The 24,277-nt window shown below is 43.5% G+C and carries 25 protein-coding genes and 1 pseudogene; 16 read left to right on the top strand and 10 right to left on the bottom strand.

Going from position 1 to position 24,277, the window contains the following annotated elements; genetic code table 11:
* Nucleotides 1–2 precede the first annotated feature (2 nt).
* Nucleotides 3–1,340, bottom strand: a complete 1,338-nt coding sequence (gene sctD, locus IPL34_RS07535) for a type III secretion system inner membrane ring subunit SctD (RefSeq protein ID WP_296840113.1) — start codon at nucleotides 1,338–1,340, stop codon at nucleotides 3–5.
* 45 nt (nucleotides 1,341–1,385) lie between these two features.
* Nucleotides 1,386–2,042 (bottom strand): hypothetical protein, encoded by a 657-nt coding sequence (locus tag IPL34_RS07530; protein WP_296840111.1) that lies wholly within the window; start codon nucleotides 2,040–2,042, stop codon nucleotides 1,386–1,388.
* A gap of 332 nt (nucleotides 2,043–2,374) precedes the next feature.
* On the opposite strand from IPL34_RS07530, the gene IPL34_RS07525 reads away from it, so the two are divergent.
* The 11 genes from IPL34_RS07525 to IPL34_RS07475 all read left to right on the top strand — a co-directional run bounded on the left by IPL34_RS07525 (nucleotide 2,375) and on the right by IPL34_RS07475 (nucleotide 12,900).
* Complete coding sequence (locus IPL34_RS07525; protein WP_296840109.1) at nucleotides 2,375–3,961, top strand: hypothetical protein; 1,587 nt, start codon at nucleotides 2,375–2,377, stop codon at nucleotides 3,959–3,961.
* 202 nt (nucleotides 3,962–4,163) lie between these two features.
* A complete protein-coding gene (gene sctQ, locus IPL34_RS07520) occupies nucleotides 4,164–5,222 on the top strand; it encodes a type III secretion system cytoplasmic ring protein SctQ (RefSeq protein ID WP_296840108.1) in 1,059 nt (352 codons plus the stop codon).
* Between the two features lie 3 nt (nucleotides 5,223–5,225).
* Nucleotides 5,226–5,882, top strand: coding sequence for a type III secretion system export apparatus subunit SctR (sctR, locus tag IPL34_RS07515; RefSeq protein ID WP_296840105.1), 657 nt, complete (start codon nucleotides 5,226–5,228; stop codon nucleotides 5,880–5,882).
* A 1-nt stretch (nucleotide 5,883) separates the two neighbouring features.
* Nucleotides 5,884–6,153: a type III secretion system export apparatus subunit SctS gene (gene sctS / locus IPL34_RS07510; RefSeq protein ID WP_296840103.1), complete on the top strand. Its 270-nt coding sequence runs from the start codon at nucleotides 5,884–5,886 to the stop codon at nucleotides 6,151–6,153.
* On the top strand, nucleotides 6,153–6,938 hold the full coding sequence (gene sctT, locus IPL34_RS07505) for a type III secretion system export apparatus subunit SctT (protein WP_296840101.1): 786 nt from the start codon (nucleotides 6,153–6,155) through the stop codon (nucleotides 6,936–6,938). The genes sctS and sctT overlap by 1 nt, the downstream gene beginning before the upstream one ends.
* Nucleotides 6,935–7,984 (top strand): EscU/YscU/HrcU family type III secretion system export apparatus switch protein, encoded by a 1,050-nt coding sequence (locus tag IPL34_RS07500; protein WP_296840099.1) that lies wholly within the window; start codon nucleotides 6,935–6,937, stop codon nucleotides 7,982–7,984. The genes sctT and IPL34_RS07500 overlap by 4 nt, the downstream gene beginning before the upstream one ends.
* A 160-nt stretch (nucleotides 7,985–8,144) precedes the next feature.
* Nucleotides 8,145–8,669: an NfeD family protein gene (locus tag IPL34_RS07495; RefSeq protein ID WP_296840096.1), complete on the top strand. Its 525-nt coding sequence runs from the start codon at nucleotides 8,145–8,147 to the stop codon at nucleotides 8,667–8,669.
* A 30-nt stretch (nucleotides 8,670–8,699) separates the two neighbouring features.
* Nucleotides 8,700–9,020, top strand: coding sequence for an STAS domain-containing protein (locus tag IPL34_RS07490; protein WP_296840093.1), 321 nt, complete (start codon nucleotides 8,700–8,702; stop codon nucleotides 9,018–9,020).
* 8 nt (nucleotides 9,021–9,028) lie between these two features.
* Complete coding sequence (gene sctV, locus IPL34_RS07485) at nucleotides 9,029–11,131, top strand: type III secretion system export apparatus subunit SctV (protein WP_296840090.1); 2,103 nt, start codon at nucleotides 9,029–9,031, stop codon at nucleotides 11,129–11,131.
* A gap of 3 nt (nucleotides 11,132–11,134) precedes the next feature.
* Nucleotides 11,135–12,454, top strand: a complete 1,320-nt coding sequence (gene sctN, locus IPL34_RS07480; protein ID WP_296840087.1) for a type III secretion system ATPase SctN — start codon at nucleotides 11,135–11,137, stop codon at nucleotides 12,452–12,454.
* Nucleotides 12,454–12,900: a YscO family type III secretion system apparatus protein gene (locus tag IPL34_RS07475; RefSeq protein WP_296840084.1), complete on the top strand. Its 447-nt coding sequence runs from the start codon at nucleotides 12,454–12,456 to the stop codon at nucleotides 12,898–12,900. The genes sctN and IPL34_RS07475 overlap by 1 nt, the downstream gene beginning before the upstream one ends.
* Before the next feature lie 19 nt (nucleotides 12,901–12,919).
* On the opposite strand, the gene IPL34_RS07470 is transcribed toward IPL34_RS07475, so the two are convergent.
* The 5 genes from IPL34_RS07470 to IPL34_RS07450 form a co-directional block, all read right to left on the bottom strand.
* Nucleotides 12,920–13,552, bottom strand: coding sequence for a FliH/SctL family protein (locus IPL34_RS07470; protein ID WP_296840081.1), 633 nt, complete (start codon nucleotides 13,550–13,552; stop codon nucleotides 12,920–12,922).
* Nucleotides 13,530–14,225 (bottom strand): SctK family type III secretion system sorting platform protein, encoded by a 696-nt coding sequence (locus tag IPL34_RS07465; RefSeq protein ID WP_296840078.1) that lies wholly within the window; start codon nucleotides 14,223–14,225, stop codon nucleotides 13,530–13,532. The genes IPL34_RS07470 and IPL34_RS07465 overlap by 23 nt, the downstream gene beginning before the upstream one ends.
* A 273-nt stretch (nucleotides 14,226–14,498) precedes the next feature.
* Complete coding sequence (locus IPL34_RS07460) at nucleotides 14,499–15,275, bottom strand: ABC transporter permease (protein WP_296840076.1); 777 nt, start codon at nucleotides 15,273–15,275, stop codon at nucleotides 14,499–14,501.
* The gene (locus IPL34_RS07455) at nucleotides 15,272–16,087 is read right to left on the bottom strand and encodes an ABC transporter ATP-binding protein (RefSeq protein ID WP_296840073.1); all 816 of its coding nucleotides are present in this window, start codon (nucleotides 16,085–16,087) and stop codon (nucleotides 15,272–15,274) included. Before IPL34_RS07455 ends, IPL34_RS07460 begins: the two co-directional genes overlap by 4 nt.
* Nucleotides 16,088–16,096: 9 nt before the next feature.
* Nucleotides 16,097–17,125, bottom strand: a complete 1,029-nt coding sequence (locus tag IPL34_RS07450; protein WP_296840071.1) for an ABC transporter substrate-binding protein — start codon at nucleotides 17,123–17,125, stop codon at nucleotides 16,097–16,099.
* A gap of 181 nt (nucleotides 17,126–17,306) precedes the next feature.
* Here IPL34_RS07450 and IPL34_RS07445 point away from each other — a divergent pair, with 181 nt between their 5' ends.
* Nucleotides 17,307–17,624, top strand: a complete 318-nt coding sequence (locus IPL34_RS07445; RefSeq protein WP_296840069.1) for a DUF2288 domain-containing protein — start codon at nucleotides 17,307–17,309, stop codon at nucleotides 17,622–17,624.
* 67 nt (nucleotides 17,625–17,691) lie between these two features.
* Here IPL34_RS07445 and acs read toward each other — a convergent pair.
* Nucleotides 17,692–19,630 (bottom strand): annotated as a pseudogene (gene acs, locus IPL34_RS07440) (acetate--CoA ligase).
* 148 nt (nucleotides 19,631–19,778) lie between these two features.
* Nucleotides 19,779–20,552 carry an ATP-binding protein gene (locus IPL34_RS07435; RefSeq protein WP_296840067.1) on the bottom strand — a complete coding sequence of 258 codons (774 nt, stop codon included), beginning with the start codon at nucleotides 20,550–20,552 and terminating at the stop codon, nucleotides 19,779–19,781.
* 158 nt (nucleotides 20,553–20,710) lie between these two features.
* Between IPL34_RS07435 and IPL34_RS07430 the strand changes: the two genes are divergently transcribed.
* Nucleotides 20,711–21,595, top strand: coding sequence for a polyphosphate kinase 2 family protein (locus tag IPL34_RS07430; RefSeq protein WP_296840065.1), 885 nt, complete (start codon nucleotides 20,711–20,713; stop codon nucleotides 21,593–21,595).
* On the top strand, nucleotides 21,595–22,563 hold the full coding sequence (gene pip, locus IPL34_RS07425) for a prolyl aminopeptidase (protein WP_296840063.1): 969 nt from the start codon (nucleotides 21,595–21,597) through the stop codon (nucleotides 22,561–22,563). Before IPL34_RS07430 ends, pip begins: the two co-directional genes overlap by 1 nt.
* Nucleotides 22,564–22,638: 75 nt before the next feature.
* On the opposite strand, the gene IPL34_RS07420 is transcribed toward pip, so the two are convergent.
* The gene (locus IPL34_RS07420) at nucleotides 22,639–23,160 is read right to left on the bottom strand and encodes a Crp/Fnr family transcriptional regulator (protein WP_296840062.1); all 522 of its coding nucleotides are present in this window, start codon (nucleotides 23,158–23,160) and stop codon (nucleotides 22,639–22,641) included.
* 115 nt (nucleotides 23,161–23,275) lie between these two features.
* On the opposite strand from IPL34_RS07420, the gene IPL34_RS07415 reads away from it, so the two are divergent.
* Both IPL34_RS07415 and IPL34_RS07410 read left to right on the top strand, forming a co-directional pair.
* Nucleotides 23,276–23,518 (top strand): BolA/IbaG family iron-sulfur metabolism protein, encoded by a 243-nt coding sequence (locus IPL34_RS07415; protein ID WP_296840060.1) that lies wholly within the window; start codon nucleotides 23,276–23,278, stop codon nucleotides 23,516–23,518.
* 33 nt (nucleotides 23,519–23,551) lie between these two features.
* A complete protein-coding gene (locus IPL34_RS07410; RefSeq protein WP_296840058.1) occupies nucleotides 23,552–24,277 on the top strand; it encodes a TIGR00730 family Rossman fold protein in 726 nt (241 codons plus the stop codon).

Genomic DNA, 24,277 nt, shown 5'->3' with positions numbered 1-24,277 from the left:
TGTTATTTTTCCTCTAAACCATAATAAATTGGAATATCAACACCCTTATTAGTTAATAACACATGGTCGGGTTTAATATCTTTAATAAAATAACTATTACCAAGACTTGAACCTATCATGTATTTTTTTCCATCCTTAGATACTAAGAAAGGTACGTCACCTACACTAACGCTACGTATTGCTAATTTAATACGATCTCTAGCGTCATATAAATTTTCTACAATACTAGGACCTTCCCCGTAAGTGGCAACAAACTCAGAGTACAGATCCTTCCAACGCTTAATTTCTGTATTGGTTAGCTCTCCACTAACTGTAATCTTTCCTTGGTTGATTGCCACGCGAATACGGTCTGAAAGGCCATTTTTCTCGACAAACTGCTGCAAAGCCTCTAAACGTTTGAGTAAAGTTTGTAGTTCAGACTCATCAATCTGCTTAATACCTGACACATCAGCCAAGATACTAGCCTTAACCCGCTCCCAGTCCTGACTATTACTAACAAAACCAAAGGCTGATACCACACCCGGTTCTGCCTTAGGTTTAAAATGAATCCCTTTCTCGCCCAAGGTATTGGCTATCATCGATGCATTCTCAGCCAGCTCACTATTAATCCAAATACGATGCGTCACATTTTTCCCCATACGCATTAATTGATTAATAATATCATTACGCTCAGCCGTATTTTTAGCGTATCCAGTCACGACAATATTTCCGGGGGATTTCTCAATAACACTCAGTGTTTCATTATTTAAATTAGTCACTAACTGCTTAGTATCATCGATGGGTGTTGATTTAATACCTAGTTTTTCAGAAAGCGAGATTAAATTAGGTAAAAAATACAGTAAATTAGCTAGTAATAAGAGTAATAGCCCTAACCACAAATAAGCTTTATTACTTAAAAAACCTTTTTTAGTTTTAGCTTTTCCATTGCTATTAAGACTGCTAGCCATTTTTGCTGAATTAGAGAGCTTTTGCGCCTGAGCTGATTGCTCTTTACGCATACGTGCATTAGCAACCTTGGCTTCTGCTTCAGACATACGAGGATCTGCAATGAAAAAATCCACATCCCCTACGGTAATAATTTGATAAGGGTTAATTTGTACTTCGTGAGAGTTAATGTCCTGCCCATCTACTAATACAGGTAAAGCTAAGGGTTTTAATGTAATAACTTCATTATTAATATCGATATTAACGTGTTGCTCTGCAATATTTTCATCATGCAAAATAATATCGCAAGACATGGAGCGCCCAATAGTTAATGTACCTGTTTTTAAGCGTACTATAGCCCCTGCGTTAGCGCCACTTAAAACTTTTAATAAATACACAGTATGTTGAACACTCATAAGTAATTTAGACTCAAGTGATTTTAGTAATTGTTAATATTTTCACTACTTTTTAACTGGAACGACATCCAGTACTACTACACCCGGATATTTTTCATTAATTTTTACATCCCAATTACCATCAGCTAATACGGGACGCTCTGAACTATAGTTCACCTTACCTTTAGCATCTGTCCACTTATAAATACGCTTTTCTTTAGAGGCTTGGGAATCCATTAATTTAGCATTTTCAATGACCGTAGTAATCAGGCGCTCAGGACCTGCTAGCTTAATGACATTATCGACCTCAGACACTTCCCATTTAAACTTATCGTCATAAATTTCTAAGCGTTTTAGTGCATCAATAAACTCTGTAGGGGTAAGTGATTTTAAGCTAACTGAACCCGTTTTAATTTCATCTTCTTTATACACATATAAGGTTTCTTTGTCGTAGTACCAAATTAAACCTTGTGTTTTAGCCACTTCCTCAAAGATAGATTTCACTGAGCGCTCTTTGAAATGTGCACTAATCACCTGTTTGATTTGAGGACTGACGGCAATAGGAGTTTTTTCATTAGCTGCTAGGGTCGTTAGCATATCGGCTAAAGGCTCTTGATCCGAGAAGTGCGAATAGGGCTTATCTCCCCAAGGCAAGGGTGCTGTGTAACCCTCGGAGATCATCAGCCAACAGATTAATAATGTAAGGAGTTTGGCACGCAACATGCTAAGTATTCTCAGATAAAATTTATATTTGCTAGCAGTGTATTGGGAATAGTGTGACATCAAGTGGCTGAACAGACCAAGTACCGTAGGATAGACGTTAACGAAACTGGTATAGAAGGAAAGTGCTAGCCGTCATGATCTTACGCTAAATAACAAGCAATTTGGGGACAGATAACAGATTGTCCGCTGGTTGCTCCCTATCATCCTCACGCTCTATGTCAGTTAGTCAGGCAACTCATATGCTAGGGCAATACCTTGATAAACATATATGGCGAGATACCCTACCTTTAGGGAAGGTGGGTATTTGACGATGCATAAAGGAGATAACAATTATGTCAACTATTCAAAGCACAACTAGTACTCCGGTGAGTACCACTAGCCCCACTTCAACCAGCTCTTCTACCAGTACTAGCCCTGCATTTCGTAATACCAACTTATTTAGTAATCCCGTTTTTTTACAATTACTACGTTTAATTATTCAATTATTACAACAAATTCAAAGTGGGCAGACACCTGCTCCTAGCCCAACACCTGTGCCGTCGCCTACTCCGACGCCTGTACCGTCGCCTACTCCAACGCCCGTGCCGTCTCCGACACCAACGCCTGTGCCGTCTCCGACACCAACACCTGTGCCATCTCCGACTCCGACACCTGTGCCGTCTCCGACACCAACACCTGTGCCGTCGCCTACTCCGACGCCCGTACCGTCGCCTACTCCGACGCCCGTACCATCTCCGACACCAACGCCCGTGCCGTCTCCGACACCGACACCCGTGCCGTCTCCGACACCGACACCCGTGCCGTCTCCGACACCAACGCCTGTGCCATCCCCTACTCCGACGCCCGTGCCGTCTCCTACTCCGACGCCTGTACCAGCGCCTAGCCCTGCAACAGCAACACTCACTGCTTCTGAACGTAGTATTCTCAGTAGCTTATTTGCGACAAATGCCAACGGCACGGTGGCTACGGGTTCAACTATTACTGCACTAGAAGGCGGTACACCTGATAATCGTCTAGGTGTAGGCGATACGGTAGTAGTACGTGATGCGTCAGGTAATCAGTTACGTAGCAAAGTTTTAACTGCTCAGGATATATACGATATTCGTTTCCGTGAGAACATGGCCGCTACCACTAACTCCATAGGCTCTGGTTGGGGCTTTACCAATGATATTGTGCAAATTGCAGGTGGTAGATTATCGCGCCCTGAATCGCGCTCCTATACCGATCCCATTAATGGTGCTCGCGGTACAGAACAAGTACTAGAACGTAACAACTTTTGGGAAATTGTACAGCGTGGGGGTAATCGCTATATGGTGATGCGCACCGCTGATAATAGTGGTAATGCCATTAAGCCTTCTGATGCACTGAATGATTTATTTAACAATCGTAGTGCCTATCGCTTCGATTGTGCCACCCCGATGACTATTCTCAATCTAAAGGCAACGTTAGATACTATTGGCGCAGCTGCCTTTGATCGTAGTACTCAAGGTAAGCTAGCCATTGCCTCATGGTATGACCCCTTCGATAACTCGAATTTTGATGGTGGTTATATCTCTCGTGTACGCACAGCGCCTGCTGGCACTATAGTAGTCAATGGTCGTGCTAATCTAGAGGGTGAAACTGCCCTATTTGACCCTAATCAGGGTGATAGACTCACCGTAGGTAATACCTACTACTTTGATAAACCTGGTGACAACACTTCAGCTACGCAAGGCTGGAATGCGGTTTATCTCGGTCAGGCAGCGGATGGTAATCATCGCTTCTGGTCAGCCAGTATTGGTGAGGTCGCCGTTAAATTTAATGCGGATGGATCATGGACACCCACTGGAGGCACGTTCGGTGGCTATTACTTAGGTGCTGCGATTGCTAACCCCAACCTACCCCGTTTACAAAACTGGGGAGGAACTGCAATCAGTTAAGGTTAGTGTCACCCCACTATTGTACGCTAGTCGCCTGATATTGCTTAAAAGACCGCCCCACGATAAGATTATTTTATCGTGGGGCAAGCTGTTAGGGCAGTAGCCATAATTATTTTAATAACAAAACTTCATCCTCTAGGTCATGGTGGGCTGAGCTAAAGCTGAGAACACAAGCTACAGGATAGGCGGCAATACTAGAACCATGAGCAGTCGTACCATCACTTTCAAACCACTCAAATTAGAGCGTCAGACCGAGTTAGCTGTACGCATGAATAATTTGCTGCTCAATAAATCGCGTGTTTTTTCTTTTTCTCTTAATGAAACTAAAAGCTTCCGTGTGCGTTTAATGCCCGGCAATCTTAATCAACGGGATATATCACCTATTAGTTTAACCGTGGGCTTAGGAGATTCAGTAGCAGGTTTATGGCTCACCAACTGGCCTTTAGTTGATAATATCCGCAGCTTTATTCCAGAAGGTATGTTGGATAGGTTGCCAGAAAATCTAGCCATTGCCTTATTAGAAAACGCGCTAGAGCCATTATTAGTCGTGGCAGAACATGGTTTAGGTACTAAAGTAAAAATTCAAGGCTTATCGGCGGATAAGCATAATAAGCTTTATACCTTACCTTTAGGATTTGAACTCACTGAGATGAGTATAGTTGATGGTCAGGTGGATAATAGCGCTCAAATGACCGGTACTTTATTAGTAGAAGAACGTACTTACCCGCTACTTCAAGAACGTTTACGTCATTGGCCTTCTGACCCTAATTTAGACTGGGAGCAATTACAAACCCCTTTACGCATTGAGCTAAGCCGACAACAACTAACTTTAGCTGAGCTAAATAGTCTAGAGTCGACCGATGTTATATTGCTCAATGATAGTGATTTTCTACAAAGACAACAACTTCGTATTGTTCTACCGCCTCATACTTATTGTACTGGCTTATTTAATTTTAATAATAAAACGCTTACTATTAACTCTGATTGGAACATTATGACAGATCAAGAACAAAAAAATACGATTGATAGTCTCAATCAAGTTCCTATTCAACTCACCTTTGACATAGGGCAACATACACTATCTTTTAATGAAATTAAGCAACTAAGACCCGGCTATGTAATCGAACTATCCACACCTCTACCTGAAATAGTACAAATTCGCTCACAAAATAAATTATTAGGTACTGGTGAATTAGTGGATGTTAATGGACGTTTAGGCGTTAGATTACTTACTATTTTTGGCAGTAAAAAAACAGGCTAACTCATGGAAACTTTTCCAAATCCAGTGTTGCTACTGGGTTTATTGACCTTATTAGGGCTAGCACCCTTTATTGCTATTTTAACCAGTTCTTTTATTAAGCTAATAGTAGTGATGCATATTGTACGGAGCGCTATTGGTCTACAACAAGAACCACCCAATATGGCAGTCAGTGGGATTGCTATTATTCTATCTATTTATATTATGGCTCCGGTTATTATGGAAACCTATGAAATTTTTAATAGCTATAATATAGAAGTGACTGATATTAAAAACCCTAATTTTGGCGCAGCCTTCAGTGATAGCTCTAGACCTTTACAAGATTTTTTAACCAAACACTCAAAAGTAACCGAACGGCAATTTTTTGTGGATACTGCACAGAAAATTTGGCCTGCTCGCTATGCTCAAGAAGTCGACCAGAAGCATTTATTAGTATTAATTCCCGCCTTTATGGTGAGTGAGTTAACGGCGGCTTTTCAAATTGGCTTTTTAATCTTTTTACCTTTTATTGTAATCGACTTAATTATTTCAAATATTTTACTTTCTATGGGGATGATGATGGTTTCACCCACCGTTGTTTCCTTACCCTTTAAGTTACTATTATTTGTGCTAGTTGATGGTTGGTCACGCTTAATTCATGGCTTATTACTGAGTTATCAATAAAATGAACGATGAACAGCTCATTCATTACACGGCTCAAGCAATGCAATTAGTGTTGTATTTATCAATGCCAACTATTATTGCAGCTACCGTCGTCGGTTTATTAATAGGTTTATTCCAAGCACTTACGTCTATTCAAGAGCAAACCCTACCTCACGGTTTTAAGTTACTCGCCACTATTGTGACCTTAGCCGCCACAGCACGCTGGATGGGACCGGAACTGTATATGTACACCGTTACCCTTTTTGATCAGATTGTACGAGTGGGGCGCTGATGGAACTACTAGAACTCACTAGACCGTGGCTCTTAGCACTGGCTTTCACCCTACCACGCTTATTGGTGATGTTCGCTCTCATGCCTCTATTCGTAGAATCTTTAATTCCTGCCACCATTCGCAGTGGCATTATTATAGCCTTCGCAGCCTTTATACTGCCTCTCACCCATGATCAGGTATTACTCCTGAATAATAACTCAGTACTGATGGCAGGGATTCTCATTAAAGAAGGTGTGCTGGGGTTATTTATGGGTTTCATTTTTAGTATTCCCTTTTGGGCAGTACGCGCCACGGGGTTTTTAATTGATACGCAGCGCGGTACGATGTCTGCACTATTTTTCTCACCTTTAAGTGCTAATATGGTCGCTCCCGTGGGGATATTGCTCTCTCAACTCACTATTACTTTATTATTTGTCAGTGGTAGCTTTTTATTACTCATACAATCAATTTACTTTAGTTATCAAACATGGCCTATTAATCATTTTATACCACCTCTTGATCTAGACACGGTTAAATACTTTTTATCTCAATTAGATAAACTCATGTATACTACCTTGCTTTTAGCTGGACCATTTTTAGGCTTAATGCTTATCATTGATTTAGGTACTGGATTAATTGGACGCTATTTACCTCAGTTAAATATCTTTTTAATGGCTATGCCTATTAAAAGTGGTTTAGCTTTTTTCTTTTTAATGTACTACATTATTATTATAGCTGACTACCTAAGAGATAACTTTATTACCTTAGGCGCTCAATTACAAATCTTAGAAGGGATTTTGCAGTGAGCCAAGAAAGTAGTAGTGAAAAAACCGAAGACGCCACCCCGAAGAAGCTGCGTGATGCCCGTAAAAGAGGACAGGTAGCACGCAGCAAAGACATACCTTCAGCACTGATACTAATTGCCATTATCTTATACTTTGTACTGAGCTGGAATACTATCCTCGAAAACTTAAAAGAAACTTTTAATGTGATTAGTACATTATTGTCTTACGACTTTGGCGTGGCTCTGAGTGGTAGTCTTAAAGTTATTAATGAAAAAATTATTCTAGAAATTATTTTACCTTTTTCTTTAGTGGTTACTGTAGCCGCTATTTTGGGGAATATTGGTCAGTTTGGTTTTTTATTTTCATTTGACAGTATGAAACCCGACTTTGCTAAAATCAATCCTGCTGAAGGTATGAAACGTATTTTTTCTGTTAAGCAGTTAGTAGAAACACTGCTATCTTTGCTTAAAACGATTGTTATCAGCATCATTATGCTTTACGTGGTATATATCGGCATTAAACTACTACTAAATGACGTACAGCAATGTAATGTCTTATGCCAGCAATTTATTAATGAGGATTTAATATCCAAGCTCTTTCTTTATATTATCCCCGCTATCTTAGTCATGGCGGTGGTTGATTTTATTTTTCAGCGCCAACAATTCCTTAAAGAACAACGCATGACTAAGGAAGAATTAAAACGCGAGTTTAAAGAAATGTTTGGTGATCCGCATGTAGTGGGAGAGCGACGTAATCTGCGCCGCGAATTAGCCGAGCAAGATATACAAAAACGTATTAAAACAGCCCGTCTCGTGATTGTTGATATAGGGGTGGCTATCGCTTTACAATTTGAGCAGGGAGTTACTCCACTACCATTAATCGCAGCTATTGGTCGTGGCCCTGTGGCAAGGCGTATGCTAGAAATTGCCCAAATTGAGAATGTACCGACCATTCAAAACCCAAAATTAGCACAATTATTACTAGAGGAAGGTAAGGTCGATCAATATATCCCCACCTCCAGTATTGAGGGAGTGGCTCAGGCAATGCGCCAAAATCCAAAACGTTAATTAAGACTTAATTAACACCCTTATTTTAGTGCTTTGTGAGTTATATTTTTCTATTTATTCTAAAATAAACAAAGTACTTATATTTAAAGCCATTATTAGCATGATAACTACAATGACTGAAAACCAAACCAAATTATCTAAAGACCAAGGACTCGTACCCGTGTCTGAATCGTCTCAAGGTAGTCAAACGCCGAGTCATTCTCCTTTCAGCGGATTTAGACAAGCTATGCAGGATGGCGAACTTAAATTATGGGTACAACGGGCTATTTTCAGGCTGTCACAGTGGATTAAACAACCCAACGGCATGATCTCTCACTATAAAAATAGCTTATATGGCTCTTGGGAAAAATGGCTAGGTCTAGCGGCTGGTATCACAGGTCTATTGATGCTCTTGAGTCCCGCCGCCTTTTGGCAGTGGCAATTGCCGGTACTATTGCTGATTATTTTTATTGCGCCATTATTTTTTGATTTATCTAAGTCGTTTAAAGAGTTTTTTAGTGCTTACCCTGGGCAACATCTAGTCGGCGAAACTATTGTGCTCGATCAGCCCATTATGAATGGGCACGGTACTATTCATATTCAACGTGAGGATTGGGCAGTCTCAGGTCCTGATTGTGCGGCAGGTACAAGGGTCAAAATTATTGGTATTGATGATAGAAAATTATACGTTGCCTTAGTCGATTAAGGCAGCATAACTAGCTAATGAGACCCAACTATGCAACTCCCTGATGGCAGTATCAAAATTCAAACCCAAGAGGGTAAAGCCGTTATCCAATTGTCGGGCGCTTTGAATGCCACGCTAGCCGATAATTTACGAGCGATCATCACCAAATTAACACCGCCTGTCATTATTAATTTTGAACAAACTCCCTATATGACCTCCGACGGTCTACAGGTATTACTAGAGTTTTATCACACACACCAAGTTGCACCGACTTTGCTGGGTGCTAATGCTTTAATTCAACGCTTAATCAAATTGACGGGAATGGATCGTTACGTACAACTCGAACTTAAAAACGATGCTTCTAAAGTATAGGTGACACTATGAGTGCCCCATCACAAGGCTTATTACAAAAACTAACGGCTCGCAGTGATATTGCGCTCGCGTTGCTGCTGGTGGCGATCATCTTTATGATGATTCTCCCCATGCCTACCTTAATAGTGGATATTTTAATTGCTATCAATATGGGGATAGCCATTTTACTCTTGATGCTATCGGTTTACTTGCCCTCACCATTGCACTTTTCATCCTTCCCCTCGGTGCTCCTACTCACCACCCTATTTCGCCTATCTTTGAGTATTGCGACCACGCGGTTGATTTTGACTGAAGCGGATGCCGGTAAAATCATTGAAACCTTCGGGCAATTTGTGGTGGGTGGCAATATGGTAGTAGGGATCGTCATTTTCCTGATCATTACTATTGTGCAATTTATTGTCATTACCAAGGGTTCAGAGCGGATTGCTGAGGTGGGGGCACGCTTCTCACTCGATGCCATGCCCGGTAAGCAAATGAGTATTGATAGTGACCTTCGCGCTGGGGTGATTAGTTTGACTGAAGCTCGTTCCCGTCGCCTACGTCTTGAAAAAGAAAGCCAACTCTTTGGCTCTATGGATGGCGCGATGAAATTCGTCAAGGGGGATGCGATAGCAGGCTTGATTATTATCTTAGTCAATATCTTGGGCGGCATTACGATTGGGGTGATGCAGCGCGGTATGACAGCGGGTGATGCGGCTCAACTTTATTCAGTACTGACTATCGGTGATGGATTAATCTCACAAATCCCGGCACTTTTTATCTCCATTACCGCAGGGATTATTATCTCGCGGGTTTCCGTGGATGAAGAGGGTAATTTAGGTACAGATATTAGTGGTCAATTACTCGACCAACCCAATGCTCTAATGGTTGCTGCCGTCATTGTGACTATGATGGGTCTGATTCCCGGTTTCCCTACTATGGTCTTTTTAGTATTAGGGGCTACTTTAGGGTTTACCGGATTCATTCTGAAAAAAGCTAAATCTAAGCGCGAATTTGCGGTAGGAGAAGCAACCACGATTTTAGGTGGTGCTGAAAAACTCACGGGTGGTGGGGCTGAAACCTATGACAGTACTAAGTTATTGGAGGAGCTAAAACCACTAGATCCGGTACTGGTAGAAATACCAGAAACGATGCGCAGTCAGATTGCATTGCCTGCCCTGAATGATGAATTTACCAAGGTCAGACGCCAATTTTATACCGATTTAGGTGTGCCACTGTCAGGAGTGGGTTTACGTTTATCTGAACAACTCAGCGGTAATATGTACCGCATTTTGATTCGTGGCATTCCCGTTGCACAAGGCGACCTCAATGCACCTCCGATGGCAGCACTCCCCAAAGCGGCGATGGGTGCTAACTCCGATATGGCGGTAGTGAATACCGTCACGACTCAAACGGATACTGGGGTGGGAGCTAATGCGATTAAAACCATTAGTAATCATTTAAGTTTTATTCTGCGGCGTCATGCGGCTGAGTTTATTGGGGTACAAGAAGTACATACCCTGATGAGTCGCCTCGAAGAAGCTGGCTATGTCACCTTAGTACAAGAGGCTCAACGCGCAGTACCGAATACTAAAATGGTGGATATATTCAAACGCTTACTGAGTGAAAGTATTTCCATCCGTGATTTACGCCAAATTTTAGAAACGCTGATTGAATTTGCCGAAGAAAAAGATATGGGCATGCTTTCTGAGCGTGTGCGTATTGCCTTAAAACGACAAATTGCCTATTCCTTCACCCGTGGCACGGGGCAATTACCCGTCTATATGATTGATCCCGAATCTGAGCGTATGCTACAGGGCAGTATTCGCCAAACACAGGCGGGTATTTTCTTAGCGCTCTCGCCTGACGCCGCTCAAACACTAATGAATACAGTACGCTACTTAGAAGAGCAATATAATCAACGTGCCACACCGGACTCGATTCGACCTGTGGTATTAACGGGTATGGATTTACGTCGCCATCTACGTACTCATTTAGCGGCTCAATTTCCTGATTTGCCTGTACTCTCAATTCAGGAATTACCTCCTACCATTTCAGTGCAACCTGCGGGTGAGTTACGCCTGACTCAACCACCACCGCATATGATGCCGCCGATGCAACCAAGGATGTAAAGTATGGAATTAAGTTACGTCTCGCGTGTGATGTATCAGGCATTAGATCAATGCCAAGCCTTGGTATTACACGGGCGCATTGTGCAGGTAACGGGTACGGTAGTGCGAGCTATTATTCCTAAAGTACGTTTAGGTGAATTATGCATGCTCAAAAATGCCGAAGACGAGCGCATGATTCCCGCTGAAGTGATTGGCTTTGAACAAAACATTGCTCTACTCGCCCCCATTGGCGATATGCAAGGGGTATCGATTCATACTCAAGTCACGGTAACGGGTGAAATGCTGCGCGTGGGTGTAGGCGATGATTTAAAAGGTTGCGTGCTGGATGGTATTGGGCGTATTCAGAATCGGGTTGGCGTATCGATTCAAGACTATTATCCCTTAATGGCCTCCCCTCCCGATCCACTTACCCGCAAAATGGTTAAAGATCCACTCTCGCTGGGTATTCGTTCCATTGATGGTCTAATTACCTGCGGGGTAGGACAACGTATCGGTATTTTCGCGGGTGCGGGGGTTGGTAAATCCTCGCTACTCAGCATGTTAGTGCAACACGCAGACGTTGATGTCTATGTGGTCGCTCTAATTGGTGAGCGGGGCCGTGAGGTGCGCGAATTTATGGAAGAGGCACTAGGCTCAGATGGTATGGCTAAAACTATACTCATCGTTGCCACCTCGGATCGTCCTCCGATTGAACGCTTGAAAGCGGCTTATGTGGCTACCGCAGTGGCTGAATACTACCGTGATCAAGGCAAAAAAGTGTTATTGCTGATGGACTCTTTAACGCGCTTTGCTCGCGCTCAGCGTGAGATTGGTCTAGCAGCAGGTGAAGCCCCTGCACGGCGCGGTTATCCGCCTTCGGTATTTTCAGAATTACCTAAATTAGTAGAACGGGCGGGCTATGGTTCTAATGGTTCTATTACAGCCTTTTATACCGTACTAATTGAGGGCGATGATATGTCTGACCCTATTGGCGACGAAGTACGCTCGCTCCTAGATGGGCATATCATCTTATCGCGCGATCTGGCCTCTAGTAACCATTACCCTGCTGTTGACACCTTGGGGAGTTTGAGTCGGATTATGCCGCGTCTCACCTCAGAACCGCATCGGCGTGCTGCCGCTCATATTCGTACTTTACTGAATAAATACAAAGAAATTGAATTTCTAGTGAGGGTGGGTGAATATAAACGCGGTGCTGATCCACTAGCGGATGAGGCACTGGATAAAATTAATCAAATCAATGATTTTCTTAAGCAAAAACCCGATGAGCACAGTACCTTTGATCAAACAGTACAGCGCCTCATACAGTTAGCAGGTAAATCATAATGAGCTTAAATGAACTTAAAGAATTAAAAAAAATCCGCAATCGGCGCATGGAACAACAATTAGCAGAAATGCAAGAGAAGCGCCGCCAAGTGGATGGGTATAACCAACAACTCCAGCAAGCCAAAAATGATCTGACTAACTATCAGCATTGGCGTTTAGAACAACAAGAAGCCCGCTTTAAAGCCTTGCAAAGCCAACCTTTTACCCCTGAGGCACTACGGGAGTACCAAGGACAATTAGAAAACATGCTCATGCAAGAGCAGTTTTACTATCAAGCGATTAATACTGCCGAAAACCAACTCAAAGCCTCGGAAGCCGCCTTTCAATCTAGCAAACAAAAGTCCGATCAAATGACTCTACAGTTTGAGAAGATGAAAGAAATTGTCGAAATCGAGGCCAAAGCGGTAGCTTATGCAAAATCTGAGGATCGTGCCCCCGATCCTTAATATTCGGCTGTTTAATTGGTTAATGCGGTTGAATACGTCCTACTTTATCAGGAAAAGCCTTTTGTAATGCACGAGTAACTGCTTCTAGCTGTTGCTCAGTGCTTGCATTGACAATGCCTATATCGGACTCTAATACACACTCAGTCGCTTTTAAGTGCGCATCACTCACAATCTCCACCTGTCGGCTGGTATCTTGTAAGGAATTAATTTTCTTCGCTACTGCATCATAGAGTTGAGGATTCACCCGAATAATCAGCTTTTGGCTACCGCGTACTAACTCCATACCCCGTTCTACCGCGCTTGCGACTAATTCAGCATCCTCAAAATTATGTACAATCTTACGCACCGCATGAATCACTACATCCACTAATTGACGCTCCGTATTAGCGACTGCATGATTCATCTTGACGGTAAAATCGAGTAATTGCGCGGCTAGCTCGGCATTAGCTTGTGCTTTGCCCTGTTGAAAACCAGCGCGTAAGGCAGCGGCTTTAGCGGCTAATAGCTCCTGTTCGCGGCGCTTATCTTTTAATTCTAATTCTTTGAGCAACTGCTCATAGGTCACTAAGCGCTTATAATCCTGAGCTTTTAAAACGCGTTGTTCGGGACTCAGTTGTGAGTCTAATGGCTTAACCGAGACGAATTTTTCCATCGTGGCTCACTCCAATTTTAATATCAATGGCAATTTTTTGAATTAAGGCGACACACTCGGCATGTTGGTTGCGTAAAGGCTGACCTAATGCCGCTTGAGTATCCAATAACTCATACCATTGAATCGGTAACTTAATCATTAAACGTTTGCGTAAGGCTAGCGGAAACTCCATAAACGCTTCGTTAAAACATAGCATCCCACCCAAAATAAGGCGCTTTTTTAATTCCATCCCATTAGGAAATTCTAAACCCACCGGCGGGCGGCGCATTACCATAGGTACACGCCGCTGAATAAAGAAATATAAATCGTCGCCTATATCGGCACGGATTTTCACTACATCATCGCGTGATACCGAGCGCTGCACCTGATCACGAATCATCACCGCTCCCGCATGCAACACTAAAGTCTCTAAATCCTCAGCTAACCAAAGCGCCATCTTGGCGAGTGAACTAGAAAAATTAAAATAGACTTGGTTTTCTAGCCCCAACCGCCCCATTAGATGTTGCACGACTCGCTCAGCACCACGATGTTTGCCGACTAATTTGCTAATTAACTCACCATCAGGCATGGCCGCTAACCAACTCGCATGAATATAGTTATCGGGACGGAAATTAAATTCCCATACCAAGCTGGAAAGCTTTTTATTAGAGGAGGTCGTTTTTTGTTGATCCATAAATCTCTACTATTAGGCTCGCACCCTAACGCATCACTTCACACTACGATTAAGCATAATACGCACATAGCGCTTATAGTAACGTAAGCTAGGCTCAAGCATTGAATTGGGGTAGATGATCGGGCAATGGGCTAGATGAGATCACGATATAATAACGAACTCGCGGCATTCGCCAATGCTAACGATGTACGTTGGTGTTGGATGCAAGAAACTACGGGTAACGATTTATGCTGCGCAGCCTGTCTCGTTACCCGCACTGGAGAAATACAACGTTTAACTCACGCCGCGCTCTGCCCAACCGGCAAATAGCTTCTCTAAGGCAACCACCACGTAATACAGCAAGATACCTAAGAAAGCCAAAGCAATCAGTACGGCGAACATTAATGGATAATCGGAATTAATCCGACCACTATCAAATAAATGCCCCAACCCTCTACCGTGAGGGGTGATAATTTCAACCAAATTGGTACCGATAAAGGCTAAAGTAACCGCCACTTTTAAAGCACCGAAAAACTCCGGTAAGGTTTTAGGTAAAGCGATTTTCCAGAAAATGGTAAAACGTGAAGCACCTAAAGAGCGCAAAATATCCCGATATTCCGGCTCCAAGGTCGATAAACCGATGGAAACAGAGACCGCAATGGGGAAAAATGAAATCAAAAAAGCAATTAAAACGGTGTTGAAATCATGTTGTCCCACAAACATTAACGCCACCACTGGTACAACTGTGGCTTTAGGAATGGCATTAAAGCCCACCAGTAAGGGATAGAGAGCCTCACGCATAATCCGACTTAAGCCCATCACCATACCGATTAATGTACCCACTAATACCGCTAAACCTAAACCTACGACAGTACGCCACAAGGTTTGCCAACCGTACTCCATAAATAAGTCTTGGTAGCGCCAAAAAGCAGGCCATACATCGCTAGGTGCAGCCATCTTATAAGTCGGCCACCCTTTGTACCAAACTAAGATCTCCCACGCTAATAGCACTACCACTACAGCAACCACGGGGACAAAAAACTTCTGCCAAGCTAAAGACGTGGGCTTCATACAGAGGCTCCTATGAGAGTGGGTGGCACACGACCTTGAGCAATTTCAATTTGTTGGCGTAGGATAGCCAACCACTCTACCGCTTGCGGCTCATAGAGCATTGCCAAAGGACGAATCCCACGTATCGGAATATCCAGCACAAACTGAGTCCGTGCTGGTCGCCCCGATAACACGACAACCTGATCTGCTAGATAAACACTTTCACGTAAATCATGCGTAATTAACAAAGCGGTAAAAGGCTGCTCTGCTCGCAAGACGTGCATGGTCTGCCATAAATCCTCACGAGTGAAGGCATCTAAAGCACCAAAAGGCTCATCTAAAATCAATACATCAGGCTTATGGACTAAAGCACGACATAGAGAAGCGCGTTGGCGCATCCCCCCCGATAATTCGGAAGGGCGTTTTTGCTCAAAACCACTCAAACCCACTAAAGCTAATAATTGCTTAGCACGCGCTATTTTCTCGGCTTTGGGCATACGGGGCGCAACAATTTCCAGCGGCAAAATGATATTATCTAAAATACTACGCCACTCTAATAACACCGGGTTTTGAAACGCCATACCCACCGTTTTACGCGGCGAACGTACTAATTCGCCGTGTAACCAGACCTCACCTTGATCAGGAAACATTAAACCCGCGATTAGCCGAGTTAAGGTCGACTTACCACAACCAGAAGGCCCTACTACCGCACAGAAACTACCCTCAGGAATACTCAGATTAAGCTGATCTAATACAGGTAGTAAACCTGAAGCGGTGCGATAGGCATGACTGACCTGTTTCAGAGCAATCAGCTCGGTAGTTTCAGTACGCATAAACTAACCTCACGGTGCTGCTTTAACGGTTAAACTACCATCACTGGGTAAATAATCAGCCGTGAAATATAAGCGGGCATCAGGCTCTTTTTTAAAGGTATAGGTTTGCTTAATTTGTTCAAGCGATTTAGCAAAGCGCTCGCTATCAATATTACCCAAACCGTTTTTTAGTACCCAGTCAGTCATAATATTATCTTTGAGAGCGATTTCGAGGCGACGCAATTCAAGGGCTTTATCCATAGCAGGATTGCGCGATACCATAGCTTCAATACCTGCTTTAGGATCATTCACCACGCCTTGTAGCCCCTTAGCCACAGCACGTAGGAAACCCGTTACTTGTTCGGGATGCTTGGTGGCAAAGTCTTTATTCACAATAATGGCATTACCGTATAAGGCTAGGCCATGATCGGCCATTAAAATGACAGAAATATCTTTCTCCTCTACTCCCAGACGCAAGGTATTTAAAAACGAGGTGAAAGAAAAGCCGGTGACTGCATCTACCTTGCCCTCAGCTAACATGGGTTCACGGGTTGGGAAACCGACGGGTTCGATTTTAATTTTAGCCATGTCTAAATTATTAGCCGCAGCAAAGGCTGGAAACTGTGCCCATGCACCATCAGGAGGCGGAGCACCTAATGTTTTTCCCTCTAAATCAGCAGGCTTTTCAACACCACGGCTTTTAAGTCCCACGACCGCAAAGGCAGGCTTATCATATAACATCATGACCGCCGTCACGGGTGCTTCAGGGTTTTGATCCAAAAATTTGATTAGACTGGACATATCCGCAAAGCCTAAAGGATAAGCACCACTGGCAACTTTGGGAATCGCATCTAAAGAGCCTTGCCCTGCTGCTATCTCAACCTCTAAGCCCTCAGCTTTAAAATGCCCCTGATCTATCGCCATAAAATAGGGGGCAGAAGGCCCTTCAAAGCGCCAATCCAAGGTAAAGGGGATTTTAGTTTCAGCTAGGGCAGGCACTAAGGCAATACTTGCACTTAATAAGGTGGCGGCAAGAGATTTCATAAAAATATTCCGCATAAGGCACACTCCCTGAAGTTTAATCGGCAGACACATCAAAGCTATTGTGATAATAATCACCGCTCTAGCTCCAACAGTAGCATATTACATGCCAGCATCAGGGTCGAGAATCAATTAAAACGCTTTATTAAACACTTTCAAATCTCCCTCACCTTATGACACACTCTTAAGCTTTTCTTGCTTGCCCCAATACATTATGACGACCCAATACTCTGTTCCTCTCAAAGCACGATTAAATTTAGAAACAGCGCGGATTACTTGGTCTGAGCTTGAGCGTTTTTTTGCTAGAGGACGGGTGCTACACATTGCTAGCAGCTTAGATTTACTCGATGTGGCGGAAGCCTTGGTAGAGGATAATCTAGCCAAATTTACGGAATGGACTAGTGCTGGGCTAGTGAAACATTTAGAAGATTTAACCGCTAAAAGCTGGGTAGCGGATGATTCTAAATTGTGGGCGGTGGTAATAGCACCTTGGGTCTTAGTGCAAGAGCGTCTATAGCTTATAGCAGAAATATTAGGGCAGACACATAGGTCTGCCCCTACCTGAATAATCGCGAATAATCGAGTTATTTATTCACACGATTACTAATCAAATCATCGACTACGGTTGGATCAGCGAGCGTTGAGGTATCACCTAAACTGTCTAACTCATTCGCAGCAATCTTACGTAAGATACGACGCATGATTTTACCAGAACGAGTTTTTGGTAAGCCCGGAGACCATTGAATCAGATTGATTTTTGCAATCGGACCAATTTCTTTACGCACTAAATCGACTAACTCTTTCTCAAGAGCCGCATTACCTTCTTCACCTGTCATCAGAGTCACATAGGCATAGATACCTTGACCGGTTAACTCATGCGGATAACCCACTACCGCTGCTTCAGCCACTTTTGGATGCAGAACTAGCGCAGATTCGATTTCAGCCGTACCGATACGGTGACCCGATACGTTTAATACGTCATCCACACGACCGGTAATCCAGTAGTAGCCATCTTCATCACGGCGAGCGCCGTCACCGGTGAAGTAGTAGCCGGGGTACATAGAGAAATAAGCTTCTACAAAGCGATCATGGTTCTTGTACAAAGTACGTGCCATGGAAGGCCCAAGGAGCACGAATACATAGATTACCTTCCACCCCATTACCCTTAACTTCGACCCCTTTGTCATCCACTAATAATGGCTGAACACCAAAGAAGGGGAAGGTAGCAGAACCGGGTTTTAGAGGAGTAGCCCCCGGCAATGGGGTCAACATATGAGCGCCCGTTTCCGTTTGCCACCATGTATCCACAATCGGGCAGCGACCTTTACCTACTACACGGTTATACCATTCCCACGCTTCTGGGTTGATTGGCTCACCCACTGAACCTAGCACCCGTAATTTATCTAATTTGGCACGCTCGACAAATTTCTCGCCCGCACCCATTAACATACGAATGGCAGTCGGTGCAGTATAGAAGATAGACACATCATGCTTATCACACACATCCCAGAAACGACCTGCATCGGGATAAGTAGGAATGCCTTCAAACATTAATGAAGTAGCGCCATTGGTTAAAGGGCCATAAACAATATAGGAGTGACCAGTAACCCAACCTACGTCCGCAGTACACCAATAGACTTCACCGTCTTTATAATCAAAGACTAATTTGTGAGTCATGGCTGCTTGGAGTAAATAACCACCTGTGGTGTGTTGTACACCCTTAGGTTTACCTGTAGAGCCAGAGGTATAAAGAATGAATAAAGGATCTTCAGCATCCATCGCCTCAGGAGGACAATCAGCAGAAGCAGTCGCCATGGCTTCGTGATACCACACATCGTGGTCATGCCACTTCACTGGATCACCACCGCGCTGCACGACGATACAAGTATGTACCGTAGGACATTCTGCAATCGCTTTATCGGCATTACCTTTTAAAGGTACTTTTTTACCGCCGCGCATAGATTGGTCGGAGGTAATCACTACACCGCACTCCGCATCTTGAATGCGATCACGTAAAGCATCAGGAGAGAACCCACCGAATACGATAGAATGCACCGCACCGATACGCGCACAAGCGAGCATAGCCACAGCCGCTTCTGGGATCATAGGGAGATAAATAGAAACGCGGTCGCCTTTCTTAACACCACGACCTTTTAATACATTGGCGAATTTGCATACTTCTTCGTGCAGTTCACGATAGGTGATTTTACGATCTTCATTAGGACTATCACCTTCCCAAATAATCGCTACTTGATCACCACGAGTCGCTAAATGACGATCTAAGCAGTTTTCAGAGACGTTTAACTGTCCTCCTTGGAACCAAGCAATACGAACATCACCTTCAAAGCTCCAATCTAAAACAGTATCCCACTTTTTTTGCCAAGTTAGATACTGATCTGCTTGCTCAGCCCAAAAGGTTTCAGGATCTTCTACCGATTGCTGATACATAGCAGCATATTGCTCAGCATTCACATTAGCTTGAGCGGCAAATTCGGCTGGAACTGGATAGGTCTTTATAGACATACGTGTCGACTCCTCACTAGGGTATTAAATTTTACGAGCGGTGGTGCAGGTATAAAAGCCTATTCAAATACTGGCCATTATTAATCTTATGTAACTTCCATTCTCTAGCTCTAGAGATTAAGGCAATTTTCCCAAAATGTCGACAATCTTAAGCCGACTCTATCCCCTCACGCATTAAAGGACGCAGAGCACTGAGCAGATTACGATACAATTTAGGATGGTTTTTTTCCTCATTTAGCAGCAGCAGTTTAGTGTGTTGACGTTGGGTTGGCATAGCAAAACAGGCTGGACAATTCTCGATAATCACAGGCAATCCAGCCGTTTTAGCGAAATCAGCCGTCTGACGTTCACGCACATAAACCAAAGGACGAATCACCCGTAAATCCCCCGCCTCAATACGGTAGTGTGCTTTCATCGTTTTGAGCTTGCCACCATGGAATGCTGACATTAGGAAACTTTCGGCTAAATCATCGAGGTGTTGAGCTAGCGCTAAAACATTATAACCTTGCTCGCGTGCTGTTTTATACATCAATCCACGCTTCATACGTGAACAAAAGGCACAATACGAGTCATTTTGCATATGCGTTTCCGCTAACTCTAATATTGGCTCTTTGACATAAAAATAAGGAATACCTAGAGATTTCATGTAAGGAATCAAGGAGCTGGGATCAAATGCGCCGGATTGGGGGTCAATCGTTACCGCACCAAATTCAAACTTAATCGGAGCATGGCGTTGAAAATGATGCAAACAATGCAGCAGTGACAACGAGTCTTTACCACCCGATAAGCCTAATAAAATCTTGTCCCCATCACGGATCAAGCCAAAATCTCCAATGGCCTTACCGATTAAGCGTAAGAGTGATTTGGGTGGCTTAATAAAGCCTAAAGTATTGAGTTCGTCGTTTTGCAGTACAGCATTCATAATGATCACATCGTAATAGGTGAATTCATCTTTGCCGTTAGTAACAGTGTAGGTTCAACTAGGCAAAGATTAAGAGTAGGTTAGTAGCTTATCGCTGGTAGGCACAGTATTCTAAACTACTCCTACTAATAACCAAACCACTGTCAGGGTAAGCGCTTATGTATGAATTTCCACCACAACACCGTGTTCCCTCGCAAGATTTTAAACTCAGTGAGGTTAGCACGAAACCACCTGCCAATAATCTAAGCAAAGATGAGCTAAAAAAACGCCTCTCTGAACTCACTAAAGAACTAGCGGCTTTACAAGAAAAACTTTATGCCGACAATCGCTATGCGGTGCTTTTGGTATTTCAAGCGATGGATGCAGCCGGTAAGGACGGCACGATTGAAGCCGTCACCAGCGGGGTAAATCCTGCTGGTTTTCAAGTGAGTTCGTTTAAACAGCCCTCTGCCACTGAGTTAGAACATGATTTTCTCTGGCGTACTACCTTACAGTTACCCGAGCGCGGACGGATTGGAGTATTCAACCGCAGTTACTATGAAGAGGTATTAGTCGTTAAAGTCCATCCTGAGTATCTAGGCGGGCAACATTTACCCTTTACTCCTCAAACAGAAGCTGAGCTGAGCGAGTTGTGGCAGCAACGCTATGAATCTATCCGTACACACGAGCAGCATTTAGCCCGCAATGGTGTTGTGATCCTTAAATTTTTCCTCAATGTCTCCAAAGAAGAACAAAAGCAACGCTTTTTAGATCGCCTCAACGATCCTGAAAAGCAATGGAAATTTGCGCTCGGTGATATAGCGGAGCGTAAGCATTGGGATAAATATATGCAGGCTTATGAGGATGCTTTGAGTGAAACCTCGCGTGATGATGCGCCTTGGTACGCCATACCTGCCGATAGTAAACATTATATGCGCGTGGCGGTGGCGGAAACTATTGTCCAAACCTTAAAAGCTCTCCCCCTAGCCTACCCTACCGTTTCGGATAAGGATAAAGTACTGTTTGAGCAAGCACGGCAACAATTAGAACAGGAAGCAAACTGATGAGTACTTTATTTCCTGCGATTCGGGAAAATTATCATTTTTATTTAGATGTGGGCAATGGACATCAATTATATGTTGAGGAATGTGGTGTACCGGAAGGTATTCCGATTGTATTTCTTCATGGCGGACCGGGGTCGGGTTGTGAGGCATGGCATCGGCAATTTTTTAACCCAGAGCATTACCGCATTATTCTATTTGATCAACGCGGTTGTGGGCGCTCGCGTCCGCACGCTTCATTAGAAAATAATACTACTTGGGATTTAGTCGCGGATATGGAAAAAATCCGCACTCATTTAGAAATTGATCAATGGCTAATCTTTGGGGGTTCATGGGGGTCAACGCTAGGACTAGCCTATGCAGAAACCCATCCTAGTCGAGTTAGCTATTTAATTTTGCGCGGTATTTTTCTGTGTCGTCCGCGTGATATTGAATGGTTTTATGAAGATGTGCAGGGAGCAAGTCGCGTCTTTCCCGACTATTGGCGGCACTATTTAGCGCCTATTCCGGTTGCTGAACGCGGCAATATGCTCAAAGCCTATTATCAACGTTTGACGGGCGATAATGAAATTGCGCGTATGCAGGCGGCTAAAGCGTGGTCGAGTTGGGAAGGTATGACGGTTAATCTTGTTCCTAAAGAGAGTACCGTAGAACATTTTACTAGCGCCCATACTGCTTTAAGCGTGGCGCGTTTAGAGGCACATTATTGTATTAATCATGGCTTTTTTGAGCCAGATCAATTAATTAATAATGCCGATAAACTAGCGGATATTGAAGGAGTGATTATTCACGGGCGCTACGACATGATCTGCCCGCTAGATCAAGCGTTTGAATTACATAAAGCTTGGCCTAAGTCGCAATTACAAATTATTCAAGCGTGCGGACATGCAGCGAGTGAACCTGCGATTCAATCGGCTTTAGTACAAGCGACAGAACGCTATCGGTTAGAACATAGTAATCTGCGACTCTAGTATTGCTTACATCGGCTAAGGCATTGGACTAGGCCGCGCTCTGCGGCCTTGATAGAACGAATGATAAAAGACAAATTATAAAATCGGAGCGGGAGTCGGTTTAGTTAAATGCTCTTCCTGAGCCTGATTACTTTGGGCTACCAGCTTATACAATCTGGCATTTTCCTCACCTAAATTACGAATCAGCCAATCCAAACTACGGATTACAAATTCTAATAAATTAGTGGCAATATAAGATTCATCCACCCGCATACGATTAAAACGCTGACGATTAATCTCTAATAGCACCGCCCCTTTTTCATAAGCTCTTAAACGAATCGTGCGCGGCTTACGATCAAAAAAGGACATCTCCCCCACTAATCCTCCCGCCTTAATCGAGCCTACTTCAAACTCTTTATCACCCTCCACCTGATAAAGATGCACTCCCCCCTGAACAATCAAATAGAACGAGTCATTAATCGCACCAATATCAGAAATCAGCTCATGTGCCCCTACGACCTTTTCTTGGGTATAGGTGACAAAACGCTGCACCTCATCTGGCGTTAATGCCTTACAAAAATCTACGCAGGTCTCGCGTATTGCTTTGACCACATCCATCTTGCTCTCCCTTACATCAATGCCACGAATAAGAATTCTGCAATTTTAAGTCTGGAAACTCAAATTGTTGACTCGACCTAGGTATACTCAACCTTTTTTAGGAGTAGTGCGCGAAATGAGCATAGCTAATGACGAGGTTCAGGCCATCATTCAAAATCATCTACCCGATGCTAGCGTCACCGTGAATGGGGATGGTTATAAATATGAAGCCCGTATTATCAGTGCCAGCTTTACTGGCTTAAGTAAAGTAAAACGCCACCAACGCGTATATGCTGCCCTATCTGAGGTGATAACGTCTGGGCAATTGCATGCGTTGACACTCTACACGCAAACGCCTGAAGAGGCAGCTCAATCTTAAAACTATTACTTAACTGCTCAAGGAATAATAAGAATGGATAAACTTCATCGTGCTAATCACCCCGTATTAAAACCGATTAATGACCAAGAACTGGCACGCGAAAGTTGGAAAATTTTCCAAATTATGGGGGAATTTGTTGAGGGCTTTGAACGTTTAGCGCGTATTAGCCCATCGGTGAGTATTTTTGGCTCAGCACGCACTAAACCAGACGATCCGCTGTATCACCTCACCGAAGAAATTGCGCACAAACTATCCAATGCAGGCTTTGCTGTGGTCAGTGGTGGTGGACCGGGATTAATGGAGGCGGCTAATAAAGGCGCTTTTAGTGGTAAATCACCTAGTATCGGTTTAAATATTCAACTCCCGCATGAACAGCAAGCTAATGCTTATCAGGATATTTCGCTCTATTTTCGCCATTTCTTCTCGCGTAAAGTGATGTTTGTTAAGCATGCTTCCGCCTATGTGGTGATGCCCGGCGGCTTTGGGACTTTAGATGAACTGGCTGAAATACTCACGTTAGTCCAAACCCAAAAAACGCGACGCATTCCTATTGTATTAGTGCATACCCCCTTTTGGTCGGGATTATTAAATTGGTTCAGGGACACCTTAGTTACGCAGGGTACAATTTCTCCTCAAGACATGGATTTATTTGTACTGCTTGATGATGCAAATGCCATTGTCGACTATATTTTCCAACACTATGAACGCGCGATTGCTGGCCCTAGCAGTGAAGAGCGTGATCGCTATATGGAGCTTTAA

The organism is Thiofilum sp. (genome assembly GCF_016711335.1).
In the GTDB taxonomy this organism is placed as follows: Bacteria; Pseudomonadota; Gammaproteobacteria; order Thiotrichales; family Thiotrichaceae; genus Thiofilum.
The sequence above is the reverse complement of the archived record's forward strand: the minus strand, read 5'-3'. Positions and strand labels throughout refer to the sequence as shown.